Origin of the sequence: Streptosporangium sandarakinum, assembly GCF_050942225.1 — a bacterium.
Classification (GTDB): domain Bacteria; phylum Actinomycetota; class Actinomycetes; order Streptosporangiales; family Streptosporangiaceae; genus Streptosporangium; species Streptosporangium nondiastaticum.
Genome location: NZ_CP192034.1, coordinates 7,162,457 through 7,180,287, shown reverse-complemented (window position 1 = coordinate 7,180,287; position 17,831 = coordinate 7,162,457). Strand labels below are relative to the sequence as shown.

The following is a 17,831-nucleotide window of genomic DNA, read 5'->3' as shown; positions in this document are numbered from 1 at the left end:
TCCCGAGGGAGCCGATGGCCCCGGGGATTCCGGGGACCCCGGGGGACCGGAGCTCTGGCGCATGCTCCAGAGGGCGCAGGCGCGCATCACCCGGGCACTGGAGGCCGAGCTGCTGCTCGGGCACGACCTCGCCCTGGCCTCCTACGACGTGCTGACCCGGCTGGCGGAGTCGCCGGACCGGCGGCTGCGGATGAACGACCTGGCCGACCGGGTGCTGCTGTCGCGCAGCGGCCTGACCCGGCTCGTCGACCGCCTCCAGCGGGACGGCCTGGTCGAGCGGGAGGCGTGCCCCGACGACGCCCGGGGCCTGTTCGCGGTCCTCACCGACGACGGCGCCGTACGGCTGGCCGAGGCCACCCCCACCTACCTGCGCGGGATCCGCGCCCACCTGCTGGGCGCGCTCGGCGCCGACGAGCTGCGCCGGTGCGCGGCCGTGCTCGCCGGACTCGCCGGACCGCCGCCCGGCGAGGGGTGACACGGCCGCGCCGGACCGGCCCGCGCCGGGCGTCCCGCGTCAGGACTCCTGCAGGTCGTCCTGCAGCCGCTGGAACTCCGAGCGGATGTAGTCGCGGGTGGCCACCTCGCCCAGCGCCAGGCGCAGGCCCGCGATCTCCCGGGTGAGATACTCCACCTCCGCCTGGTTGCGCTCGGCGGCGGCGCGGTCGAGCTCGTTCTGGATGCGGTCCCGATCGTCCTGCCTGTTCTGCGCGAGCAGGATCAGCGGCGCGGCGTAGGAGGCCTGGAGCGACAGCATCAGGGTCAGGAAGATGAACGGGTAGGGGTCGAAGCGCCAGCCGCGCGGCCCCAGGACGTTCCATCCGAGCCACAACGTCACGAAGACGGTCATGTACACGAGGAACCGGGCGGTGCCGAGGAACCGGGCGAACCGTTCGGCCATCCGCCCGAACGTCTCGGGATCGTACTGCGGGCGCAGCCGCGGCCCCGTCTCCCGGGGCAGGTCGAGCCGGTCAGTCATGCTCGCCGCCGGGCTCGCGGTACTGTTCGCGCCAGTCGTCGGGGAGCATGTGGTCCAGGACGTCGTCCACGGTGACGGCGCCGACGAGGCGGCCCGCCTCGTCCACCACCGGCACCGCCATCAGGTTGTAGGTGGCGAGGTAGAAGGTCACCTGGCGCAGCGTGTAGCCGGGCTTGATCGGGTCGATGGAGGTGTCCATGACCGCGCCGAGCAGGGCCGACGGGGGTTCGCGCAGCAGCCGCTGGAAGTGGGCCAGGCCGAGGTAGCGCCCGGTGGGCGTCTCGATGGGCGGCCGGGCGACGTACACCTGCGCGGCCACGGTCGGGGTGATCTCCCGCTGCCGGATGTGCGCGAGGGCCTCGGCGACCGTCGCGGTCGGCGGGAGCACCACCGGCTCGCTCGTCATCATGCCGCCCGCGGTGTCCTCGGGATAGACCAGCAGCCGCCGTACGGAGGCCGCCTCGTCCGGCTCCATCAGCGCCATGAGCGCGTCGGCGTCCTCGGGCGGCAGCTCCTGCAGCAGGTCTGCGGCGTCGTCGGGGTCCATCTCCTCCAGCACGTCGGCGGCCCGGGCGGGCTTGAGGCGGCTCATGATGCCGATCCGGTCGCGCTCCGGCAGCTCCTCCAGGACGTCGGCGAGCCGTACGTCGTCGAGGGCCGAGGCCACCTCGATCCGGCGCTTGTCGGGGAGGTCGTGCAGGGCGCCGGCCAGGTCCGCGGCGCGCATCGTCTCGAAGGCGACCAGCAGGTTGGCCGCGCCTTGGTCGCGCTGCACCGCGCCGAGCCCCTTGACCTCGGACCAGTCCACGATCCTGGTCGGGCCGCGCCGTCGCCGCAGCCCCCGGGGCGGGCCGCCGCGGACCACCGCCACCTTCGTGATCGACCACTCGGCGCGGCCGGTCTCCTCCATGGCGAGGTCCAGGACCGTCATGCGCTCCCCGCCGACCTCCACCTCAAGGTCGAGCATCTCGCCGATGGCCAGGGACTCCGAGGCCCGCTGCTCGAACCGCCGCACGTTGATCTTGCCGCTGAAGACGACCGCGCCGGCCTGGAACCCCCGCACCCTGGTGATGGGCAGGAAGACCCTCCTGTGCGCCTGGACCTCGACGACCAGTCCGTGCACGCGCGGCGGGGCCGTGCCGGAGATGGACACGACCACGTCCCGCATCCGCCCGACGCGGTCCCCGGCCGGGTCGAAGACCGCGACCCCGGCCAGGCGCGCGATGAAGATCTTCACATTTGAAGCGTAGGTCGCGCTTCGGATGGGCCGGTTCAAACGACGCTCACATTTCGGACGGCCCCTTGCCGCGGCCCGGAACGCCGTGACAGCATCAAAACCTTGAAACGGTAGTTACATGGAGGCTGACTATGAGGCGTGCCGCCTTGTCGATCGCGGTCGCGTCGTCCTGCTCCTTCGCCTTCTCCGGCACCATGGCCAAGTATCTCGCGGACGGCGGCCTGTCCCCGATGGAGTCGGTCTGGGTGCGGATGGCGGGGTCCGCCCTGCTGCTCCTCGGCGTCCTCGCCCTGGTCCGGCCGGGTGCGCTGCGCATCCCGCGCTCGCGGCTGCCGTTCTTCGTGGTGTACGCGGTGGTCGCGGTGGCGGGGGTGCAGGCGCTGTACTTCGCGGCGATCACCCGCCTGCCGGTGGGCGTCACCCTGCTGATCGAGTACACCTCGCCGGTGCTGGTGGTGCTCTGGGTGCGGTTCGTCCGGCGGGTACGGCTGCCGCGCGCCGCCTATCTGGGTGCCGTGGTCGCGGCCGTCGGGCTCGCCGTCGTGGTCGAGGTGTGGGCGGGCCTGGCCCTCGACCCGCTGGGCCTGCTGCTCGCCTTCGCGGCGGCGGCCTGCTGCGCAGGGTACTTCCTGCTCAGCGACGGCTTCGGCGACGACATCGACCCCCTCGGCCTGATCGGCTGGGGGCTGTTCGGCGCGGCCGTGGCGCTCGTCCCGCTCTCCCGGCCGTGGGACATCCCGTGGCGGGCGTTCACCCGGACCGCCGACGCCGGCGGCGGCCTCGCGCTGCCGGTGTGGGCCGCGACGCTCTGGCTGATCGTGGTCGCGACGGTCGCCGCCTACGTCCTGGGCGTCATCGCGATCCGGCGGCTGTCGGCCGCGGTCGGCTCCACGGTCGCCACGCTGGAGGTCATCATCGGCGCGGTGGTCGCCTGGGTGCTGGCGGGCGAGGCCCTCGGGTTCTTCCAGATCGCCGGCGGCCTCGTCGTCCTGGCCGGCGCCTACCTGGCCCAGCGGGCCACCGATGACCTGCCCCAGGTGGCGGTGGAGACCCCGGAGCCGGCCCGCACGGGGTGACCGGGCGGACCGGCCCGGCGGGACCGGCGGAGGGCCGCAAGGCCGCCTCACGGGGCGTCGGCCGCACCTCGAGCCGGCGCCGGTCTCCGCTCAGGGGGCGGGTTCGCGGGGCGTCAGCCGTACCACCCGGGAACCCGCGGCCCAGCGGGCCGTCAGCCCCGCGCCGTCGGCGGCGTTGAGCCGCTCCTTCGCCAGCGCGGCCACCGCCTCCGGGGACCGCTCCTGGTCCACCACCTCGACGTCCGCGTCGAAGGAGACCAGCCTGGCGCCGTTGTCCTTGCTGCGCAGGGTCACCCGGACCTGCCCGGCCTCGGTCAGGCCGGGCAGGTCCTGCTCACCGCCGCCGGTCACCACGTAGATCGCGCCGTCGTGCCAGACGTGCCAGGCGAGCCGGGGCCGATCCAGCGAGAGCCACAGGATCCCCGACTTCTTGGCGCCCTCTTCGATAACACCCATGCGGCGAATGTACGGCCCCGCGTGTCCCGTGGCCGGATCAGCGGCGGGAGAGCCGCCAGGCGGCCGGGAGCAGACCGGCCGCGATCGCGATCTTGGCGGCGTCGCCGACCAGGAAGGGGATCACGCCGGCGGCGAGCGCGGCGCCCAGGCCCAGCCCGGTGACGGCCATCAGGACCGGCAGGCCGAAGGCGTAGACCACCAGGTTGCCGAGGACCATCGTGCCGACCGTGCGGGCGGCGGTGCGGTCGCCGCCGCGCTCGGCGAGCTTGCCGACGAGGGCGGCGGCGGCGATGAAGCCGACGACGTAGCCGAACGTGGCCCCGCCGAAGCCCGAGGTGCCACCCTGGAACCACGGCACGCCCGCGACGCCGACCACGGTGTAGAGGATCATGCTGAGCGCCGCGCGGTTCATGCCGAGCGCCGCGCCGACGAGCATGACCGCGAAGGTCTGGCCGGTGACCGGGACGGGCCACATGGGGACGGTGAGCTGCGCGGCGAGCCCGGTCAGGACCGCTCCGCCGGCGACGAGCGCGACGTCCCGCACCCGGGACCCGGGGATGAGGTCGGACAGTACGGCGGGCCGGACCGCCGGAGAAGCGTTTGCCATCGTTCTCGTCTCCCTTTGCTGAAGCTTGGTTCCTCATTATTCGGACATCACCGGCGCGGGGTGTACAGGGGCACCACCAAGAACGAGGGTGAGACTTTGTATGACCGCCATAGCCCGGGGTCCGGCGCTCCGGTGCGGCGGCGGCCCGTTACGGTGTCGCCATGCGCTCCCGACGTTCGTGTCTCGCGGTCCCCGGCAGCAACCCGCGCTTCCTGGAGAAGGCACAGGGCCTCCCCGCCGACGAGGTCTTCCTCGACCTGGAGGACTCCGTCGCGCCGCTGGCCAAGGAGGAGGCGCGCCGGAACGTCGTTGCCGCCCTGCGCGAGGGCGACTGGTCGGGCAGGACGCGGGTCGTGCGGGTCAACGACCTGGGCACCCGGTGGACCTACCGGGACGTCATCGAGGTCGTGGAGGGGGCGGGTGGGTTCCTCGACTGCCTGATGCTGCCGAAGGTGGAGGACGCCTCCCAGGTGGCCTGGCTGGACGTCCTGCTCACCCAGATCGAGAAGGCGAGCGGCCTGCCGGTCGGCCGGATCGGCATCGAGGCGCAGATCGAGAGCGCCCGGGGCCTGGTCAACGTGGACGCCATCGGCGGCGCCTCCCCGCGCCTGGAGACGCTGGTCTTCGGCCCGGCCGACTTCATGGCCTCGATCAACATGCGGACCATGGTCGTCGGGGAGCAGCCCGCCGGCTACACCGAGGGCGACGCCTACCACTACATCCTGATGCGCATCCTCATGGCGGCCCGCACGCACGGCCTGCAGGCCATCGACGGCCCGTACCTCGCGATCAGGGACCTGGACGGCTACCGCCGGGTGGCGGCCCGGTCGGCGGCGCTCGGCTTCGACGGCAAGTGGGTGCTGCACCCGACGCAGGTCGAGGCGGCCAACGAGGTGTTCTCGCCGTCCCAGGAGGACTACGACCGGGCCGAGCTGATCCTCGACGCCTACGAGTACTACACGACGGTCGAGCGGCGCGGCGCGGTCATGCTCGGGGACGAGATGATCGACGAGGCGTCCCGGAAGATGGCGCTGGTGGTCGCGGCCAAGGGGCGGGCCGCCGGGCTGGCCCGCACCGAGTCCTTCACCCCGCCGTCCGCCTGATCCGGGCGGGCCGGCCGGAGCGCGGGGCCGGGCGGCCGGACGGCCGGACGGCCAGGCGGTCGGACGGCCGGACCGGAGGGGCGTGTGGGTCGTGGCGGGTGGGCGGACGGTGTTCCGGTCCGCCGGGAATCCGGAAATATGGCCCTAAAAGATGATGTTTCAGGCGGGTCGCTCGTAAATCTGACTAGAGAGGTCTCGCCAGCGCGGCTCCGGCGTGCTGCTCTGGACTGTGTACGGTTCCGGCCCCGGCCGCCCGCCCGGCGGAGGTGATCGTTTCGGCGGAACGGGGTAGGAGTAGGGTCCCGTGGGTTTCGCCGCCCGGCTGGCAATCGCGGCGGGGTGTCACGGGGACGGCTGGAACGGTCCGGGAGGGCGATCCCGGGCCGAGACGGGCTTCCTGCGAGGAGGTGCTGAGCGTGGTCCCGGGCCCCCACGACCCGCGCTCACCGGAACGGCCGCCGGACGACGGCTCCGGTGACGAGGCGGTCCCCGAGAACTTTCCGCCCACACTCCAGCACTTCCCACCCGGCCCCTCCGACGACGGCCCCAGGGGAATGCCGCTGGCCTCCCCCTGGATGCTCCCGCCGTTCGCCGCTCCCGTCCCGGAGGAGGAGCCCCTGCGGGCGCGCCCCGAGGGGCTGGGCGGCGAGCGCCGCCGTCCGCACACGCGTCCCTACTCCGCTTCCCGTGACGGCGCCCACGGAGCCCCCGACACCGGCGCCGTCTCCGAGGACCGGGACCGGGACGAGGACGCCGCGCCGCGGCCCGCCCCCCGCCGCGCCGTACGGCCCGACGTGCTCGTGGCATCCGGCCCGTCGCGGGCGCCGCGTTCCGTGGAGCGGGTGCGCCCCGTTGAACCCGTGGCCGAGGCCCCCGTGGCCGTGGAACCCGTGGAACCCGTGGCCGAGGCGGCCGGGGAGGGCGGAGCGCACGCCGTGTCCGACGACGACTTCGAGCCGGTGCGCCGCGTGGGGCGCCCCCGGGCGGCCGCCCGGCCCGGCCCGACCTGCTGGTCGCGCAGGGCCCGCCCGGCAGGCGCGGGCCGGGCGGCGGCAGGCACCACCGCTCCTCCCCGCCGCCCTCGGCCGTACGCCGCTCCGGCCCGACGCGGCGCAGGAGCGTGCGCGGCCTGGTCGTCCCGGTCGCGGTCGTCATGGTCCTCGCCGTCGCGGTCGCCGGCGGCCTGGCGCTGTGGGGATGGGTGGGCGATCCCTTCGGCGCCGGGCTGCGGCTGGTCGGCGACGAGAGCGGCTCCGGTGACTCCGCCTTCGTCGCGCGGCCCGAAGCCGGGGGCACCGGCTCCAGCCAGGTGCTCAACGCCGTGGTGGCCGACGGCTCGACAGTGGTGGCCGTCGGCAGCGACACCACCAGCCCGGTGCCCAGGCCGCTCTTCCTCGTCTCCACCGACGGCGGCTCGACCTGGCGGCTCGGCAGGGTGAACGGGCCCGCGGGCTTCCAGGGCGGGCCGACCGCCGTCGGCGCGGTGGCGGGCGGCGACGGCCGCTGGCTGGCCGCGGGCAATGACCTCCTCGGCACCGGCCAGGGCCTGTGGACCAGCGCCGACGGCTACGAATGGACCGCGGTGGACCCCGCGGGCACGGGCGCGTTCACCGCCGGCGACAAGGTCATGGAACTGGTCAGGACGTCCTCCGGCTTCGTCGCGGTCGGCACGACCGTGCTGCCGGACGGCACCGCCGGGGCCGTCGCCTGGGTCTCGCCCGACGGGCGCGGCTGGAGCAGGGTGGACACCTCGAAGATCGGTGCCCCGGACAAGGTGCGGGGCCTCAAGGCGGTCGTGGCCAAGGGCGACGCCGTGGTCGCGCTCGGCGACCCGGGGCAGGGGCGGTCGTCCTCGGTGATCCTGCGCTCGGCCGACGGCGGGCGGACCTGGCTGCGGACGGGGACGGAACTGGACGGCGTCATCCCCGAGCCCGGCACGCTCGCCGCCTCCGACGGCGGGTTCGTGCTCGTCCCGGCCCAGCAGCACGGCGAGAAGGGCGACGTCCAGGTCTACTGCTCCTCGCAGGGCGACGACTGGAACCGTTGCGGAAAGATCACCGGAATGGACTCCGACGGCGCCGGCGTCCGGCGGCTGACCTCCTCGTCGCAGGGGGTCGCGGCGATCGCCGAGACGGGCTTCGAGCGCTACGCCGTCTACACCAGCAAGGACGGCCACGACTGGGCCAGGTCCACCGACCTCGGCGAGGTCCCCGGCTCGCTGCGGGCGATCGCCGTATCCGGCACCGGCACGCTCGTCGTCGGCGGCGACGAGCGCGCCGCCGACGTGGACAACCGGCTGATCCTCATCACCGCTCCCAGGGGAGGCCGGGCCGCGCCGGTCCCGCTGGGCGGGATCGAGGGACTGGCCAGGGCCGAACGGGAGACCGCCCGGGTGGCCGCCGGCGCGGGCGGGTTCGTCGCCGTCGGCACCGCCTCCGGCGACGCGGGCATCTGGACCAGCGCCGACGGCCAGGGCTGGACGGCAGCCGGCCCGGCACAGGCCCTCGGCGGCCCGCGGCGCCAGTCGCTCGCCGACGTCGCGCAGGGCAGGCACGGCTGGCTGGCCGTGGGCGGCACCATGACCGACGCCTCCTCCACCGAGCCGCTGCTCCTCACCTCGGCGGGCGGCGCCGACTGGCGGCGGGTCCCGATCGCGGGCCCCCTCGCCCCCGCGGCCGACCACGACTTCCTCGCTCCGCACGCGGTGGCCGCCGGGCCCTCCGGCTACGTCCTGGCCGGGGAGGACCGCGGCCCGGCCGGGAGCGTCCCCGTTCTGTGGTTCACCCCCGACCTCAAGCGCTACACCAGGGCGGAGAAGCTGCCCGCGGGCGGCAGTGGGGTGCGGCTGCACGACGTCTCGGCGACCTCCACCGGCTACGTGGCCGTCGGCGGCGCCGGCACCGCCGGGCACGAGACCGGCGTGGTCTGGGTGTCCGCCGACGGCACCGACTGGACCGCGCGCAAGCCGCTCCTGCCGCCGGGGGTGACGTCGGCCGGCCTGCGCCACGTCGTCCTGCACGGCGGGAGCGTCGTCGCGACCGGCATCGCCCGGACCGACCAGGGCGACCGGCCCTTCGGCGCGGTGTCGGCCGACAACGGGACGACCTGGCGCGTCTCCTGGCTCCCGGCCGGCCGGGCCGCCGCCGTACAGGACCTGGCGGCCACGGACGATGGCGTGGTGGCGGTCGGCTGGGACGGTGTCCCCGGCGAGGGCGACAGCGCGGTCTGGACCTCCGAGGACGGGACGACCTGGCGGCGGCACGACCCCGACCAGGGCAACCAGAGCGGCGAGGGGGCCCAGTGGCTCGGCGCGGTCGCGGTCGCCGGGGGCCGGGTGGTGGCGCTGGGCCGCTCCACCACCTACGACGCCGACCATCTCACCGTGTGGCGCTCGACGCTCACCGCGGAGCGATGACCTGTCGCCCCGCCGTACGGTGTCCGACGCCCACCGCGGGGCGATGACCGGTCGCCTCGCCGTACGGTGTCCGGTCACTCGGTTCCGGCGCTCATCGCGGAGCGATGACCGACCACTCGGTGAGGGCCGCGAGCAGGCCGGTGGTCAGCGGGAGCCGGGCCAGCTCGCCGGGGGAGAACCAGCCCGCGTCGGCGGCGTCGTCGCCGGCCGCGAGGGTGCCGCCGCGCACCTCCGCGAGGTAGTCGCGGATCCCGTAGACGACGCCGCCGGGTCCCGGACGGTCCACCGAGCCGGCCAGGCGGCCCACGGCGACCGTCAGGCCGGTCTCCTCCAGCACCTCGCGCGCCACCGCCTCGGCGTCGGACTCACCGGGCTCGACCCGGCCGCCGGGCACCGACCACAGGCCCTCGCCGGGTGGACGCCCCCGGCGCACGAGGAGCAGCCGCCCCGAAGCGTCAAGGATGATCGCGCCGACACAATTTACCCGCACGTTGACAAGATTACGGCCGGATAACGAGCCGTGCCCTTGACGGAGGGGGCGCCGAGGACGCACCGTGGGTAATCGTGAGAGCCGCGCCTACCTGCCCACGGTGTTTCGGCCCGCTCCGCGCGCCCAGCGTCTGGTCGAGCGCCTGGAGATGCGTCCTGCACGGCGACGTCCTGCCGATGCAGGCGCCGATGCACCCCTCCGCCGCCGCCGTCGAGGCCGTCACCCGTGACGCGCAGGTGCCCGTCTGGCTGCCCTGGCCGCTGCCGCAGGGGTTCCTGGTCACCGGGCTGGCCGAGGCCGGAGACGACCGCACCGGGGCCAGGGCCACCGTGGTCGCGCTGTCCGGGCCGTCCCTGACCCAGGGCCCGGCCGACATGCTGGTGATCGCCGAGGAGCCCGGCGTCGGGCTGGGCGCGGGGCTCGCCGGGCTGGACGGACCCGACCCCGGCACGGGGCTCGACGAGGGCCCGGCGCACGCCAAGATCGACATCAACGGGCGGCCGACCCCGCTGTGGTGCGTGGCGGGCGCGCCCGACCGCGCGGTGTACGTCGGGGAGGCGCTGGGCAACTGGCTGTGGCTGGTCGTCTGGCCGCCCGAGGCGGGCTACCTCGTCACCCTGTACGAGCTGTCCCTGCGCGACCTGCGCGACCACGACCAGGCACTGGATCTGCCGTTCGGCGCGTTCTCCCCGCGCCTGGGCGGCGAGGGGCCGGCGGAGAGCGGCGAAGAAGGCTGAGGAACGAAGAGGGCTGAGGAGACAGGGCCCCCGGCGGCTTACGGGTAAAGTTCGGAAGCGTGACAGCGCGTATCGAACGAGTGGTGACCGAGGGGACCGTCGACGTCGACGGCGTCGAGCACGAGGTCGAGAACAACACCTGGATCGTTGGCGACGACGAGGAGGTCATCGTCATCGACCCCGCGCGTGACGCGGAGGCGATCCTGGCGAAGGTCGGCGAGCGGGAGGTGCTGGCCGTCGTCTGCACCCACGGCCTGCCCGACCACGTGGGCGCGGCCATCGAGGTCGCGGCCCGGGACGAGGCGGTGGTCGCCCTGCATCCCAAGGACCGGCCGCTGTGGCGGCGGACCTGGCCGGAGACCTGGCCGGACATCGACATGGAGGACGAGGGCGTGTTCGGCGTCGCCGACGTCGAGCTAGAGGTGATGTCCACCCCGGGCGTCTCGCAGGGCGGCGTCTCGCTCTACTGCGAGGCCCTGTCCGCGGTGTTCACCGGCAAGACCCTGCAGGCCGACGGACCGGGGAGGATCGGCGACGAGTACCCCGCGCTGGCCGACCAGCTCACCGCGATCGGCGGCCGGCTGTTCACCCTGCCCCACGCCACGCGCGTGATGCCCGCGCACGGCGAGGAGACCACGGTCGGCGCCCTGGAGCCGCAGTTCGACGACTGGCTGTCGGGTTCGCTGATCCGCCGCCAGGAGAGCGGCGAGAACGGGGCCGAGGGGTCGCTGACCGACGGCACGAAGGCGGCCGGCATCCGCCTCGACCTCCGCGACCAGTGAACCCATGGACCAGCTTCCCCTGGAGGGCATGCCGCGGCGGCTCTACTCCTGTACGCCGTCGCGGCTGAACACCTGGCTCGACTGCCCCCGGCGCTACCGGTTCACCTACATGGACCGGCCCGCGCCGTCCAAGGGGCCGCCCTGGGCGCACAACAGCGTGGGGATCAGCGTGCACAACGCCCTCGCGGGGTGGTGGCGCGAGCCGTACGAGCGGCGGACGCCGGAGACGGCGGCGGCCCTGGTCGGCAGGGGATGGATCGGCGAGGGTTTCCGCGACGCCGAGCAGTCGGCGGCCTGGCGGAAGCGGGCCGCGGAGATGACCGGCGCCTACGCCGCGACCCTCGACCCCGCCGACGAGCCCGTCGGCGTCGAGCGGACGGTCGCCGCGCGGACCCAGGTCATCGCCCTCTCCGGCCGCGTCGACCGGCTCGACCGGCGCGGCGCGGAGCTGGTCGTGGTCGACTACAAGACCGGCCGTCGGCCTCCCACCGCCGACGACGCCCGGTTCTCCCTCGCCCTGGCCGTCTACGCCGTGGCCTCGGAGCGGATGCTGCGCACCCCCTGCCACCGGGTGGAGCTGCACCACCTGCCGACCGGCTCGATCGTGGAGTGGGAGCACACCGAGGAGTCGCTGGCCGGGCACCTGAGGCGGGCCGAGGAGATCGCGACGGAGGCGTCGGAGGCCGACGACCGCTACCGCGCCTGGGCGGGCCCGGCGCGTCCCGCCGGGCGGACCGGCCGCGCGTCGCCGGAGGCCGGCCGTACGCCGCCGGAGGTCCCGGCGGAGATCGACGCGGTCTTCCCGCCCCGCACGGGACCCCTGTGCTCCTGGTGCGACTTCCGGAAGCACTGCCCCGAGGGCCGCGCCGCCGCCGGTGACCGCGACCCCTGGGACGGCCTGGCCGACGACTGAACCCCCGGACCCGCCGGGCCGGCGGGTCCGGTCAGTTCAGCAGGCGGGCCTCGGACTCGTTCCAGAACCGGGTGAGCGCGGCGGCCGTCGTCTCCGGGGCCTCGACCGCGGGGGAGTGGGCCGCGCCGGGCACGACCACGCACTCGGTGCCCAGCCGGTGGGCCATCTCCGCCTGCGTCTCCGGCGGCCAGCCGTCGTCGTGCTCGCCGCACAGCACGAACGTGGGCACCCCGACCTGGGCGAGGTCGTCGCAGCGGTCCGGCGCCGACAGCACCGCGTGGGTCATCGCGACCATCCCGGTCACGGAGTTGGCGAGCAGCCGCCCGCGCAGGAACTCGACGATCTCGTCGGGAACGCCGGCCGCCAGCGCCTCCGGCTCCATCCGGGTCTGCCACAGCTGCTCGATGCCCACCTCGGGCAGCTCGGCGAGCATGGCGCGGCTCACCTGGGCGCGCACCCCGGGGATGGCGGAGGGGCCCGAGCTCATCAGCGTGTAGGACGCGAACTTGGTGCGGCCGTCGATGACCGCCTCACGGGTGACCAGGCCGCCGAAGGAGTGGCCGACCAGGTGGACGGGGCCGCCCCCGCCGACGTGCTGGGCCAGGACGTCGATGTCGTTGCCGAGCGCCGGGCAGGTGTAGGCGGCGGGGTCGTCGGGACCCTCCGTCTCGTACTGGCCCCGCATGTCGATCGCGACGACCTGGCGGCCGGCCTGGGCGAGGGTCTGCAGGACCGCGATGAAGTCTTCCTTGCTGCCGGTGAGGCCGGGGACCAGCAGCGCGGGCCAGCGCTCGGCTATGCCACTGACCGGCATGGCCTCCAACGCGGCGAAGGTCCCCACGGTCGTCTCGATCCGGCGGGAACGGACGCCAGGAGGCAGGGTCAGAAATCGTGGCGTACTCACGTGGCCCCACGATACCTCTCCCCGCGGAGTGCCTTTGTGCGTCTGAGATGCGGAAAAAGGGGTGCGACCCGTCGGGTCGCACCCCTTTCGCCGAGGGCCCGGACCGCCTCCCGCCTCCCGGGCGGGCACGGTCCGGGCCCTCTCGCGATCTCCGCGCTTTCTGCCGCGCTCCGCCGGCTACTGCGGGCGGCGCTGGCCCCGCTGCCCCCGCGCGGGGGGACGGCGGCGGCTCTGCGCCCGCTCCGACGCCGCCGACGGGGCGATCTCGTCGTCGTCCGTCGCGAGATCCGGCGACTGGAAGATCACCGTGAACGGGCTCGCCGGGATGATCTTCTCCGGTCGCGGGCGGGAGTCCGGGGCGTCGGGCTCGTCGTCCCACCGGTCGGCCACGGGCTCCTCCTCCCGGACCGCGTCGTCCCGGTCGGTGTCCTTCCGGGCCGCACGGCTCCGGCCGGTGTCCTTCCGGACCGCGTCACCCCGGTCGGTGTCCTTCCGGGCCGCACGGCTCCGGGAGGTGTCGTCCCGGACCGCGTCGCTCCGGGAGGTGTCGTCCCGGGGCTCGTCGTCCTGGGCCTCGTCGTCCCGGGCCGCGCCGCTCCGCTCCTCGCCGCCGAGGCTCACCTCGGGGTTCAGACCGGACCTGCGGCGGCGGGACCTCGCGGGGCGCTCCTCCCGGACCTCCTCGCGGGGCGCCGCGTCCGTCTCCGGCACGGCGGGCTCGGCGACCGGGCGCCGCGCCTCCTCGGTCGCGAGCGGCGCGTTCCGCTCATCGACGGTCCCGGCGGCTCCGGCGGTCTCGGCGACGCCGGTGTCACGGACGCCGCCGGCGTCGGGCCGGGTGGGCTCCTCCGCCGCCCCGGCGGCCTGGACGGCCTCCTGGGCGCTCCGGCCGCCCCGGGTGCGGCGACGCTCCCGGGGAGTGCGGGCCGGACGCTCACGGCGCTCCCTGGACTCCTCCTCGCGGCCCCGGCGCGGGCCGCGCGAACGGCTGCGGCCGGTCTCGCCGAGGTCCTCGATCTCCTCGGCCGCCAGGCCCGCCCGGGAGCGGTTGGCGCGCGGCAGCACGCCCTTGGTGCCCTCGGGGATGCCCAGGTCGGTGTAGATGTGCGCGGAGGTCGAGTAGGTCTCGACCGGCTCGGCGAAGTCGAGTGACAGCGCGTTGTTGATGACCTTCCAGCGGGTGAGATCCTCCCACTCCACGAAGGTCACCGCGACGCCGGTCTTACCCGCCCGACCGGTGCGGCCGATCCGGTGCACGTAGGCCTTCTCGTCCTGCGGGCAGTCGTAGTTGACCACGTGGGTGACGTCGTCGACGTCGATGCCGCGCGCCGCGACGTCGGTCGCCACGAGAACGTCGATCTTGCCGTTGCGGAAGGCGCGCAGCGCCTGCTCGCGCTGGCCCTGACCGAGGTCGCCGTGGACGGCCGCGGCGGCGAAGCCGCGCTCCTTCAGATCCTCCACGACCCTGTCGCAGGCCCGTTTGGTCTCACAGAAGATCATCGTGAGCCCCCGGCCCTCGCACTGGAGGAGGCGGCCCACGATCTCGACCTTGTCCATCCGGTGCACGCGCCAGACGAACTGCGTCGTCTGCGGGGTCGCCTCGGCCTCGGCGTCGTTGTTCTCGGCCCGCACGTGGGTGGGGCGGCTGAGATAGCGCCGGGACAGGGCGACGATCTCACCCGGCAGCGTCGCGGAGAACAGCATCGTCTGCCGCTCCGCCGGGATGAGCTTGATGATCCGCTCGATGTCGGGCAGGAAGCCCAGGTCGAGCATGCGGTCGGCCTCGTCCAGGACGAGGGCGTTGATCTGGCTGAGGTCGAGGTGCTTCTGCTTGACCAGGTCGAGCAGGCGGCCCGGGGTGCCGACGATGACGTCGACGCCCTGCTTGAGCGCCTCGATCTGGGGCTCGTAGGCGCGCCCGCCGTACACGGTGAGGATCCGCGAGCCCAGCTTGCCCGCCGCCGTGACCAGGTCTTCGGTGACCTGGACGGCCAGCTCGCGGGTCGGCACGACGACCAGCCCGCGGGGCTTCTTGCGGTTCTTGCGGGGCTTGCCGACCCGCTGCAGCATGGCGACGCCGAAGGCGTACGTCTTGCCGGTGCCGGTGCGCGCCTGTCCGATGATGTCCTGGCCGTTGAGTGCCAGGGGAAGCGCCATCTCCTGAATGGGGAACGGCGTGGTGATGCCCTCGGTCTCCAGGGCATCGGCGATCTCCGGGGTGACTCCGAGGTCTCGGAACGTCGTCAGCTTGGCCTGCCTAAGTCTCCGTTGAAGGCAGTCCTGCCGGGACCACGGGCTGAAAGTTTCCCCGTGCCCGGGTCCTCGCGGAAGGGCCGGCCCTCTGATGTCATCAGCGACCGCTGCGGCGTCATGCCGACTTCGGGGGCGTCCAGGAGGTGAAATCTCCTGGGTTAACACGGGTGCGGTCGCACTTTCACAGAGCAGTGTACTCGATACCACAACGCGGAACCGATTTCTTGGTATTCCTACGGAATGGCGGGGTCCGGCAGCTCGTAGGCTTCCCTGCATGAGTGATTCCCCTCCCGGCGTCGCCGACCTGCTCGGCGTCCTCGCCTACGCCGAGCTCACCGCCTTCCTCCGGCTCGCCGAGGACGCCGCCCGGCTCGCCCCCACGCTGACCGACCGGGCCGCGCTCGGCGACCTGGCCGTGACCGAGTACGCCCACTTCCGGCTGCTGAGCGACCGGCTCACGGCTCTGGGGACGGACCCGGAGGAGGCGATGGCGCCGTTCGTCGGGCCGCTGGACGACTGGCACGCCAGGACCGCGCCGCACGACTGGCTGGAGGCCCTGGTCAAGGCGTACGTGGGTACGGGGATCGCGCTCGACTTCTACCGCGAGGCGGCCACCCGGGTCGACGAGGACACCCGCCGGCTGGTCGACGAGGTGCTCGTCGACGGGGGGCGCTCGCAGTTCGCGGTGGAGCGGGTGCGCGCGGCCATCGAGAACGACCACGTGGTGTGCGGGCGGCTGGCGCTGTGGGCCCGGCGGCTCGTCGGGGAGTCTCTCAGCCAGGGCCGGCGGGTGGTCGAGGCCCGGCCGGAGCTGGCGGCGCTGCTGGTGGAGGCGGCGGGGGAGGACATCACCCGGATGTTCGGCCGGCTGACCGAGGCCCACGGCGAGCGGATGTCCGCCCTGGGGCTGACCCCGGGGCCCTGAGAGGCCGTCCGGGCCCCGGGACCGCTCCCAGGAGCCCGTCCGGGGCCGCGGACCACTCCCGGGAACGTCCGGGAGCGGCCGGGAGCACGGAACCGCCCGGGATCCGTCGGCTGATCGGGGAGCGTGAAGCCGCCGGACGGTTGTACGGTGCGAGACATGAGGGTCCCGCGCCGCTACGGCACTCCTTCGACCAGATGTGGACCGAATCGCTGGGCGCTCCGCGCCGTGCTGCGCCGGGGAGACGCGGACTGCCCCGCCGTCAGCCTGGGACGCCACCCGGTCCACCGGGGCAGGCGCCCGCCGGGCTGCCGCCTCGCGGGGCGGGGGGACCGGCCGGGGCACTGCCCGGGAGACTGACCGGGAGGCCGGCCGCCCATCGCGTGGAGACGGCCGGGACGACCCGCCCGCGGACGCGCCGACGACCCGCGCCGGCTCGGCCCGTGCGGGCCGGACGCGGGCCGCGTGGCCGTCTCAGGGCGGGTTCTTCCTCGGTGAGAGGTCGTTTCCCGGGGACCGCCGAGGCGTCAGGAGCACGGCCGGGGTGGCGTCCGTCAGAGGGTGCCGCCGAAACCGACCGGCCGGCTCTCCTCCTCGCCGATCTCGATGAAGCCGAGCGAGGAGATGGGGACCAGCACCTTGCGGCCGCCGGTGTCGGTGATGCTGAAGACGCCGCGCTCGGGAGCGAGGGCCCTGTGCAGCTCCTCCTCGATCTGCTCGGCCGTCAGGTCGGTTTCGACTATGAGCTCACGGTGCACGGAGCGCACGCCGATCTTGATTTCCATCCTGCTCCCTTTCGACGAGGGTTGCTCGTCCCATGGTCGCCCCATCGGGGACGCGACGCGCCGGTTGATCGCGTCAAGCGAACAGGCGCGTCCGCCTCGCCGGCGCTCGGCCGTGCCGCTCCGTCAGTGCTCGGCGGTGGTGCGGGGGAAGCCGGATATGCCGCGCCACGACAGGCGGGCGATGAGCTGGGTGGCGGCGTCCTTGGGAATGGAGCCGCCGCTGCTGATCCAGTAGCGGGCGCTGACCTCGGCCATGCCGACCAGGCCGACGCCGAGCAGCCGGGCCTCGTCGCTGGAGCAGCCGGTGTCCTCCTGGATGACCTGGCTGATCATCTCGGCGCTCTCGCGGAGGTTGCGCTCGATGCGCTGGCGGACCGGGGCGACGTTGCGCAGGTCGGATTCGAAGACCAGCCGGAACGCCTCGCCCTGGGTGGAGACGAAGTCGAAGAACGCCCCGATCGCCGCCTGGACGCGCTGCTTGTTGTCGGTGGTGGAGGCCAGGGCGTCGCGGCAGCGGGCGATCATGTCGTCCACGTGCACGTCCAGCAGGGCGAGATAGAGCTCCTGCTTGCCGGGGAAGTGCTGGTAGAGAACCGGCTTGCTGACGCCGGCCCGTTCGGCGATCTCGTCCATCGCCGCCGCGTGGTAGCCGTTCTCCACGAAGACTTCCTGGGCGGCGCTGAGCAACTGGCGACGGCGGGCCATCCGGGGCAGCCGGGTGCCCCGGGGCTTGGCGTCCGGGGTAGCGGTCACGGCGTTCTCCTTGCGGGTGCTCCTGCTGTCCTGCGACATCCTACGCGTGGGTAACCAGGTCAGCGATAGTCGTCCTCGTCGAGCTCCACGACGCGCGTCTGCTCGGTGGCGTCGGCGGGGTCGGCGTCGAACGGGATGTGATCCGGCCAGTCGGGGCCGTCCTCCAGCACCGGACGGGTCTGCTCGACGGCGTCGGCCTCGGGGGTCTCGGGCGAGGCCCCGGAGACCCGGCCGGGGGTGTCGTCACGCTCCGGACGGGCCTGCTCGGCGGCGTCGGCGTCGGTCGTCTCGATCCCGATCTCCTCCTCCTCGGGAAGGTCCGTGAGCGTCTCGTCGTCCAGGTCCGCCGGACCATGACCCTGCACGTTCATCTCAGCCATCCGCTCTCTTCCGTTCTTCCGTGTGACCGGGCGAACATCGGA

Annotated in this window: 18 protein-coding genes; 8 read left to right on the top strand and 10 right to left on the bottom strand. The window is 74.0% G+C overall.

Annotated features, from left to right (window positions below):
• Positions 1–61 precede the first annotated feature (61 nt).
• Entirely contained in the window at positions 62–475 is a 414-nt protein-coding gene (locus tag ACQP10_RS32835; RefSeq protein ID WP_179825306.1) for a MarR family winged helix-turn-helix transcriptional regulator, read from the top strand.
• A 39-nt stretch (positions 476–514) separates the two neighbouring features.
• Here the strand turns inward: ACQP10_RS32835 and ACQP10_RS32830 are convergent, their stop codons facing one another.
• Positions 515–976 carry a DUF1003 domain-containing protein gene (locus ACQP10_RS32830; RefSeq protein ID WP_346019040.1) on the bottom strand — a complete coding sequence of 154 codons (462 nt, stop codon included), beginning with the start codon at positions 974–976 and terminating at the stop codon, positions 515–517.
• Complete coding sequence (locus ACQP10_RS32825; RefSeq protein WP_346019041.1) at positions 969–2,213, bottom strand: magnesium transporter MgtE N-terminal domain-containing protein; 1,245 nt, start codon at positions 2,211–2,213, stop codon at positions 969–971. Before ACQP10_RS32825 ends, ACQP10_RS32830 begins: the two co-directional genes overlap by 8 nt.
• A 131-nt stretch (positions 2,214–2,344) precedes the next feature.
• On the opposite strand from ACQP10_RS32825, the gene ACQP10_RS32820 reads away from it, so the two are divergent.
• Entirely contained in the window at positions 2,345–3,289 is a 945-nt protein-coding gene (locus ACQP10_RS32820) for an EamA family transporter (RefSeq protein ID WP_433540297.1), read from the top strand.
• 90 nt (positions 3,290–3,379) lie between these two features.
• On the opposite strand, the gene ACQP10_RS32815 is transcribed toward ACQP10_RS32820, so the two are convergent.
• Together ACQP10_RS32815 and ACQP10_RS32810 are read right to left on the bottom strand one after the other, a co-directional pair.
• A complete protein-coding gene (locus ACQP10_RS32815) occupies positions 3,380–3,745 on the bottom strand; it encodes a hypothetical protein (protein ID WP_346019043.1) in 366 nt (121 codons plus the stop codon).
• Between the two features lie 37 nt (positions 3,746–3,782).
• The gene (locus ACQP10_RS32810; protein WP_346019044.1) at positions 3,783–4,352 is read right to left on the bottom strand and encodes a biotin transporter BioY; all 570 of its coding nucleotides are present in this window, start codon (positions 4,350–4,352) and stop codon (positions 3,783–3,785) included.
• A 161-nt stretch (positions 4,353–4,513) separates the two neighbouring features.
• On the opposite strand from ACQP10_RS32810, the gene ACQP10_RS32805 reads away from it, so the two are divergent.
• Both ACQP10_RS32805 and ACQP10_RS32800 read left to right on the top strand, forming a co-directional pair.
• On the top strand, positions 4,514–5,455 hold the full coding sequence (locus ACQP10_RS32805; protein ID WP_433540296.1) for an HpcH/HpaI aldolase/citrate lyase family protein: 942 nt from the start codon (positions 4,514–4,516) through the stop codon (positions 5,453–5,455).
• Positions 5,456–6,575: 1,120 nt separating this feature from the next.
• Positions 6,576–8,870, top strand: a complete 2,295-nt coding sequence (locus tag ACQP10_RS32800; RefSeq protein WP_433540295.1) for a hypothetical protein — start codon at positions 6,576–6,578, stop codon at positions 8,868–8,870.
• A gap of 91 nt (positions 8,871–8,961) precedes the next feature.
• Here the strand turns inward: ACQP10_RS32800 and ACQP10_RS32795 are convergent, their stop codons facing one another.
• Complete coding sequence (locus ACQP10_RS32795; RefSeq protein WP_346019047.1) at positions 8,962–9,360, bottom strand: NUDIX hydrolase; 399 nt, start codon at positions 9,358–9,360, stop codon at positions 8,962–8,964.
• A 74-nt stretch (positions 9,361–9,434) separates the two neighbouring features.
• Between ACQP10_RS32795 and ACQP10_RS32790 the strand changes: the two genes are divergently transcribed.
• Genes ACQP10_RS32790 through ACQP10_RS32780 form a run of 3 tightly spaced genes read left to right on the top strand, consistent with a single transcriptional unit; the run spans position 9,435 to position 11,792 of the window.
• The gene (locus ACQP10_RS32790) at positions 9,435–10,097 is read left to right on the top strand and encodes a DUF6758 family protein (RefSeq protein ID WP_346019048.1); all 663 of its coding nucleotides are present in this window, start codon (positions 9,435–9,437) and stop codon (positions 10,095–10,097) included.
• Between the two features lie 59 nt (positions 10,098–10,156).
• Positions 10,157–10,879, top strand: a complete 723-nt coding sequence (locus ACQP10_RS32785) for an MBL fold metallo-hydrolase (protein WP_346019049.1) — start codon at positions 10,157–10,159, stop codon at positions 10,877–10,879.
• A 4-nt stretch (positions 10,880–10,883) separates the two neighbouring features.
• On the top strand, positions 10,884–11,792 hold the full coding sequence (locus ACQP10_RS32780; RefSeq protein WP_433540294.1) for a RecB family exonuclease: 909 nt from the start codon (positions 10,884–10,886) through the stop codon (positions 11,790–11,792).
• Between the two features lie 31 nt (positions 11,793–11,823).
• On the opposite strand, the gene ACQP10_RS32775 is transcribed toward ACQP10_RS32780, so the two are convergent.
• The gene (locus ACQP10_RS32775) at positions 11,824–12,696 is read right to left on the bottom strand and encodes an alpha/beta fold hydrolase (protein WP_346019051.1); all 873 of its coding nucleotides are present in this window, start codon (positions 12,694–12,696) and stop codon (positions 11,824–11,826) included.
• Positions 12,697–12,873: 177 nt separating this feature from the next.
• Complete coding sequence (locus tag ACQP10_RS32770; RefSeq protein ID WP_433540293.1) at positions 12,874–14,853, bottom strand: DEAD/DEAH box helicase; 1,980 nt, start codon at positions 14,851–14,853, stop codon at positions 12,874–12,876.
• Between the two features lie 370 nt (positions 14,854–15,223).
• Between ACQP10_RS32770 and ACQP10_RS32765 the strand changes: the two genes are divergently transcribed.
• The gene (locus tag ACQP10_RS32765) at positions 15,224–15,874 is read left to right on the top strand and encodes a ferritin-like fold-containing protein (protein WP_179825287.1); all 651 of its coding nucleotides are present in this window, start codon (positions 15,224–15,226) and stop codon (positions 15,872–15,874) included.
• 551 nt (positions 15,875–16,425) lie between these two features.
• On the opposite strand, the gene ACQP10_RS32760 is transcribed toward ACQP10_RS32765, so the two are convergent.
• The 3 genes from ACQP10_RS32760 to ACQP10_RS32750 form a co-directional block, all read right to left on the bottom strand.
• On the bottom strand, positions 16,426–16,656 hold the full coding sequence (locus tag ACQP10_RS32760; protein WP_346019053.1) for a DUF3107 domain-containing protein: 231 nt from the start codon (positions 16,654–16,656) through the stop codon (positions 16,426–16,428).
• Positions 16,657–16,779: 123 nt separating this feature from the next.
• Complete coding sequence (locus ACQP10_RS32755; RefSeq protein WP_179825285.1) at positions 16,780–17,409, bottom strand: TetR/AcrR family transcriptional regulator; 630 nt, start codon at positions 17,407–17,409, stop codon at positions 16,780–16,782.
• A gap of 59 nt (positions 17,410–17,468) precedes the next feature.
• Positions 17,469–17,789, bottom strand: coding sequence for a hypothetical protein (locus tag ACQP10_RS32750; RefSeq protein ID WP_218912387.1), 321 nt, complete (start codon positions 17,787–17,789; stop codon positions 17,469–17,471).
• Positions 17,790–17,831 lie beyond the last annotated feature (42 nt).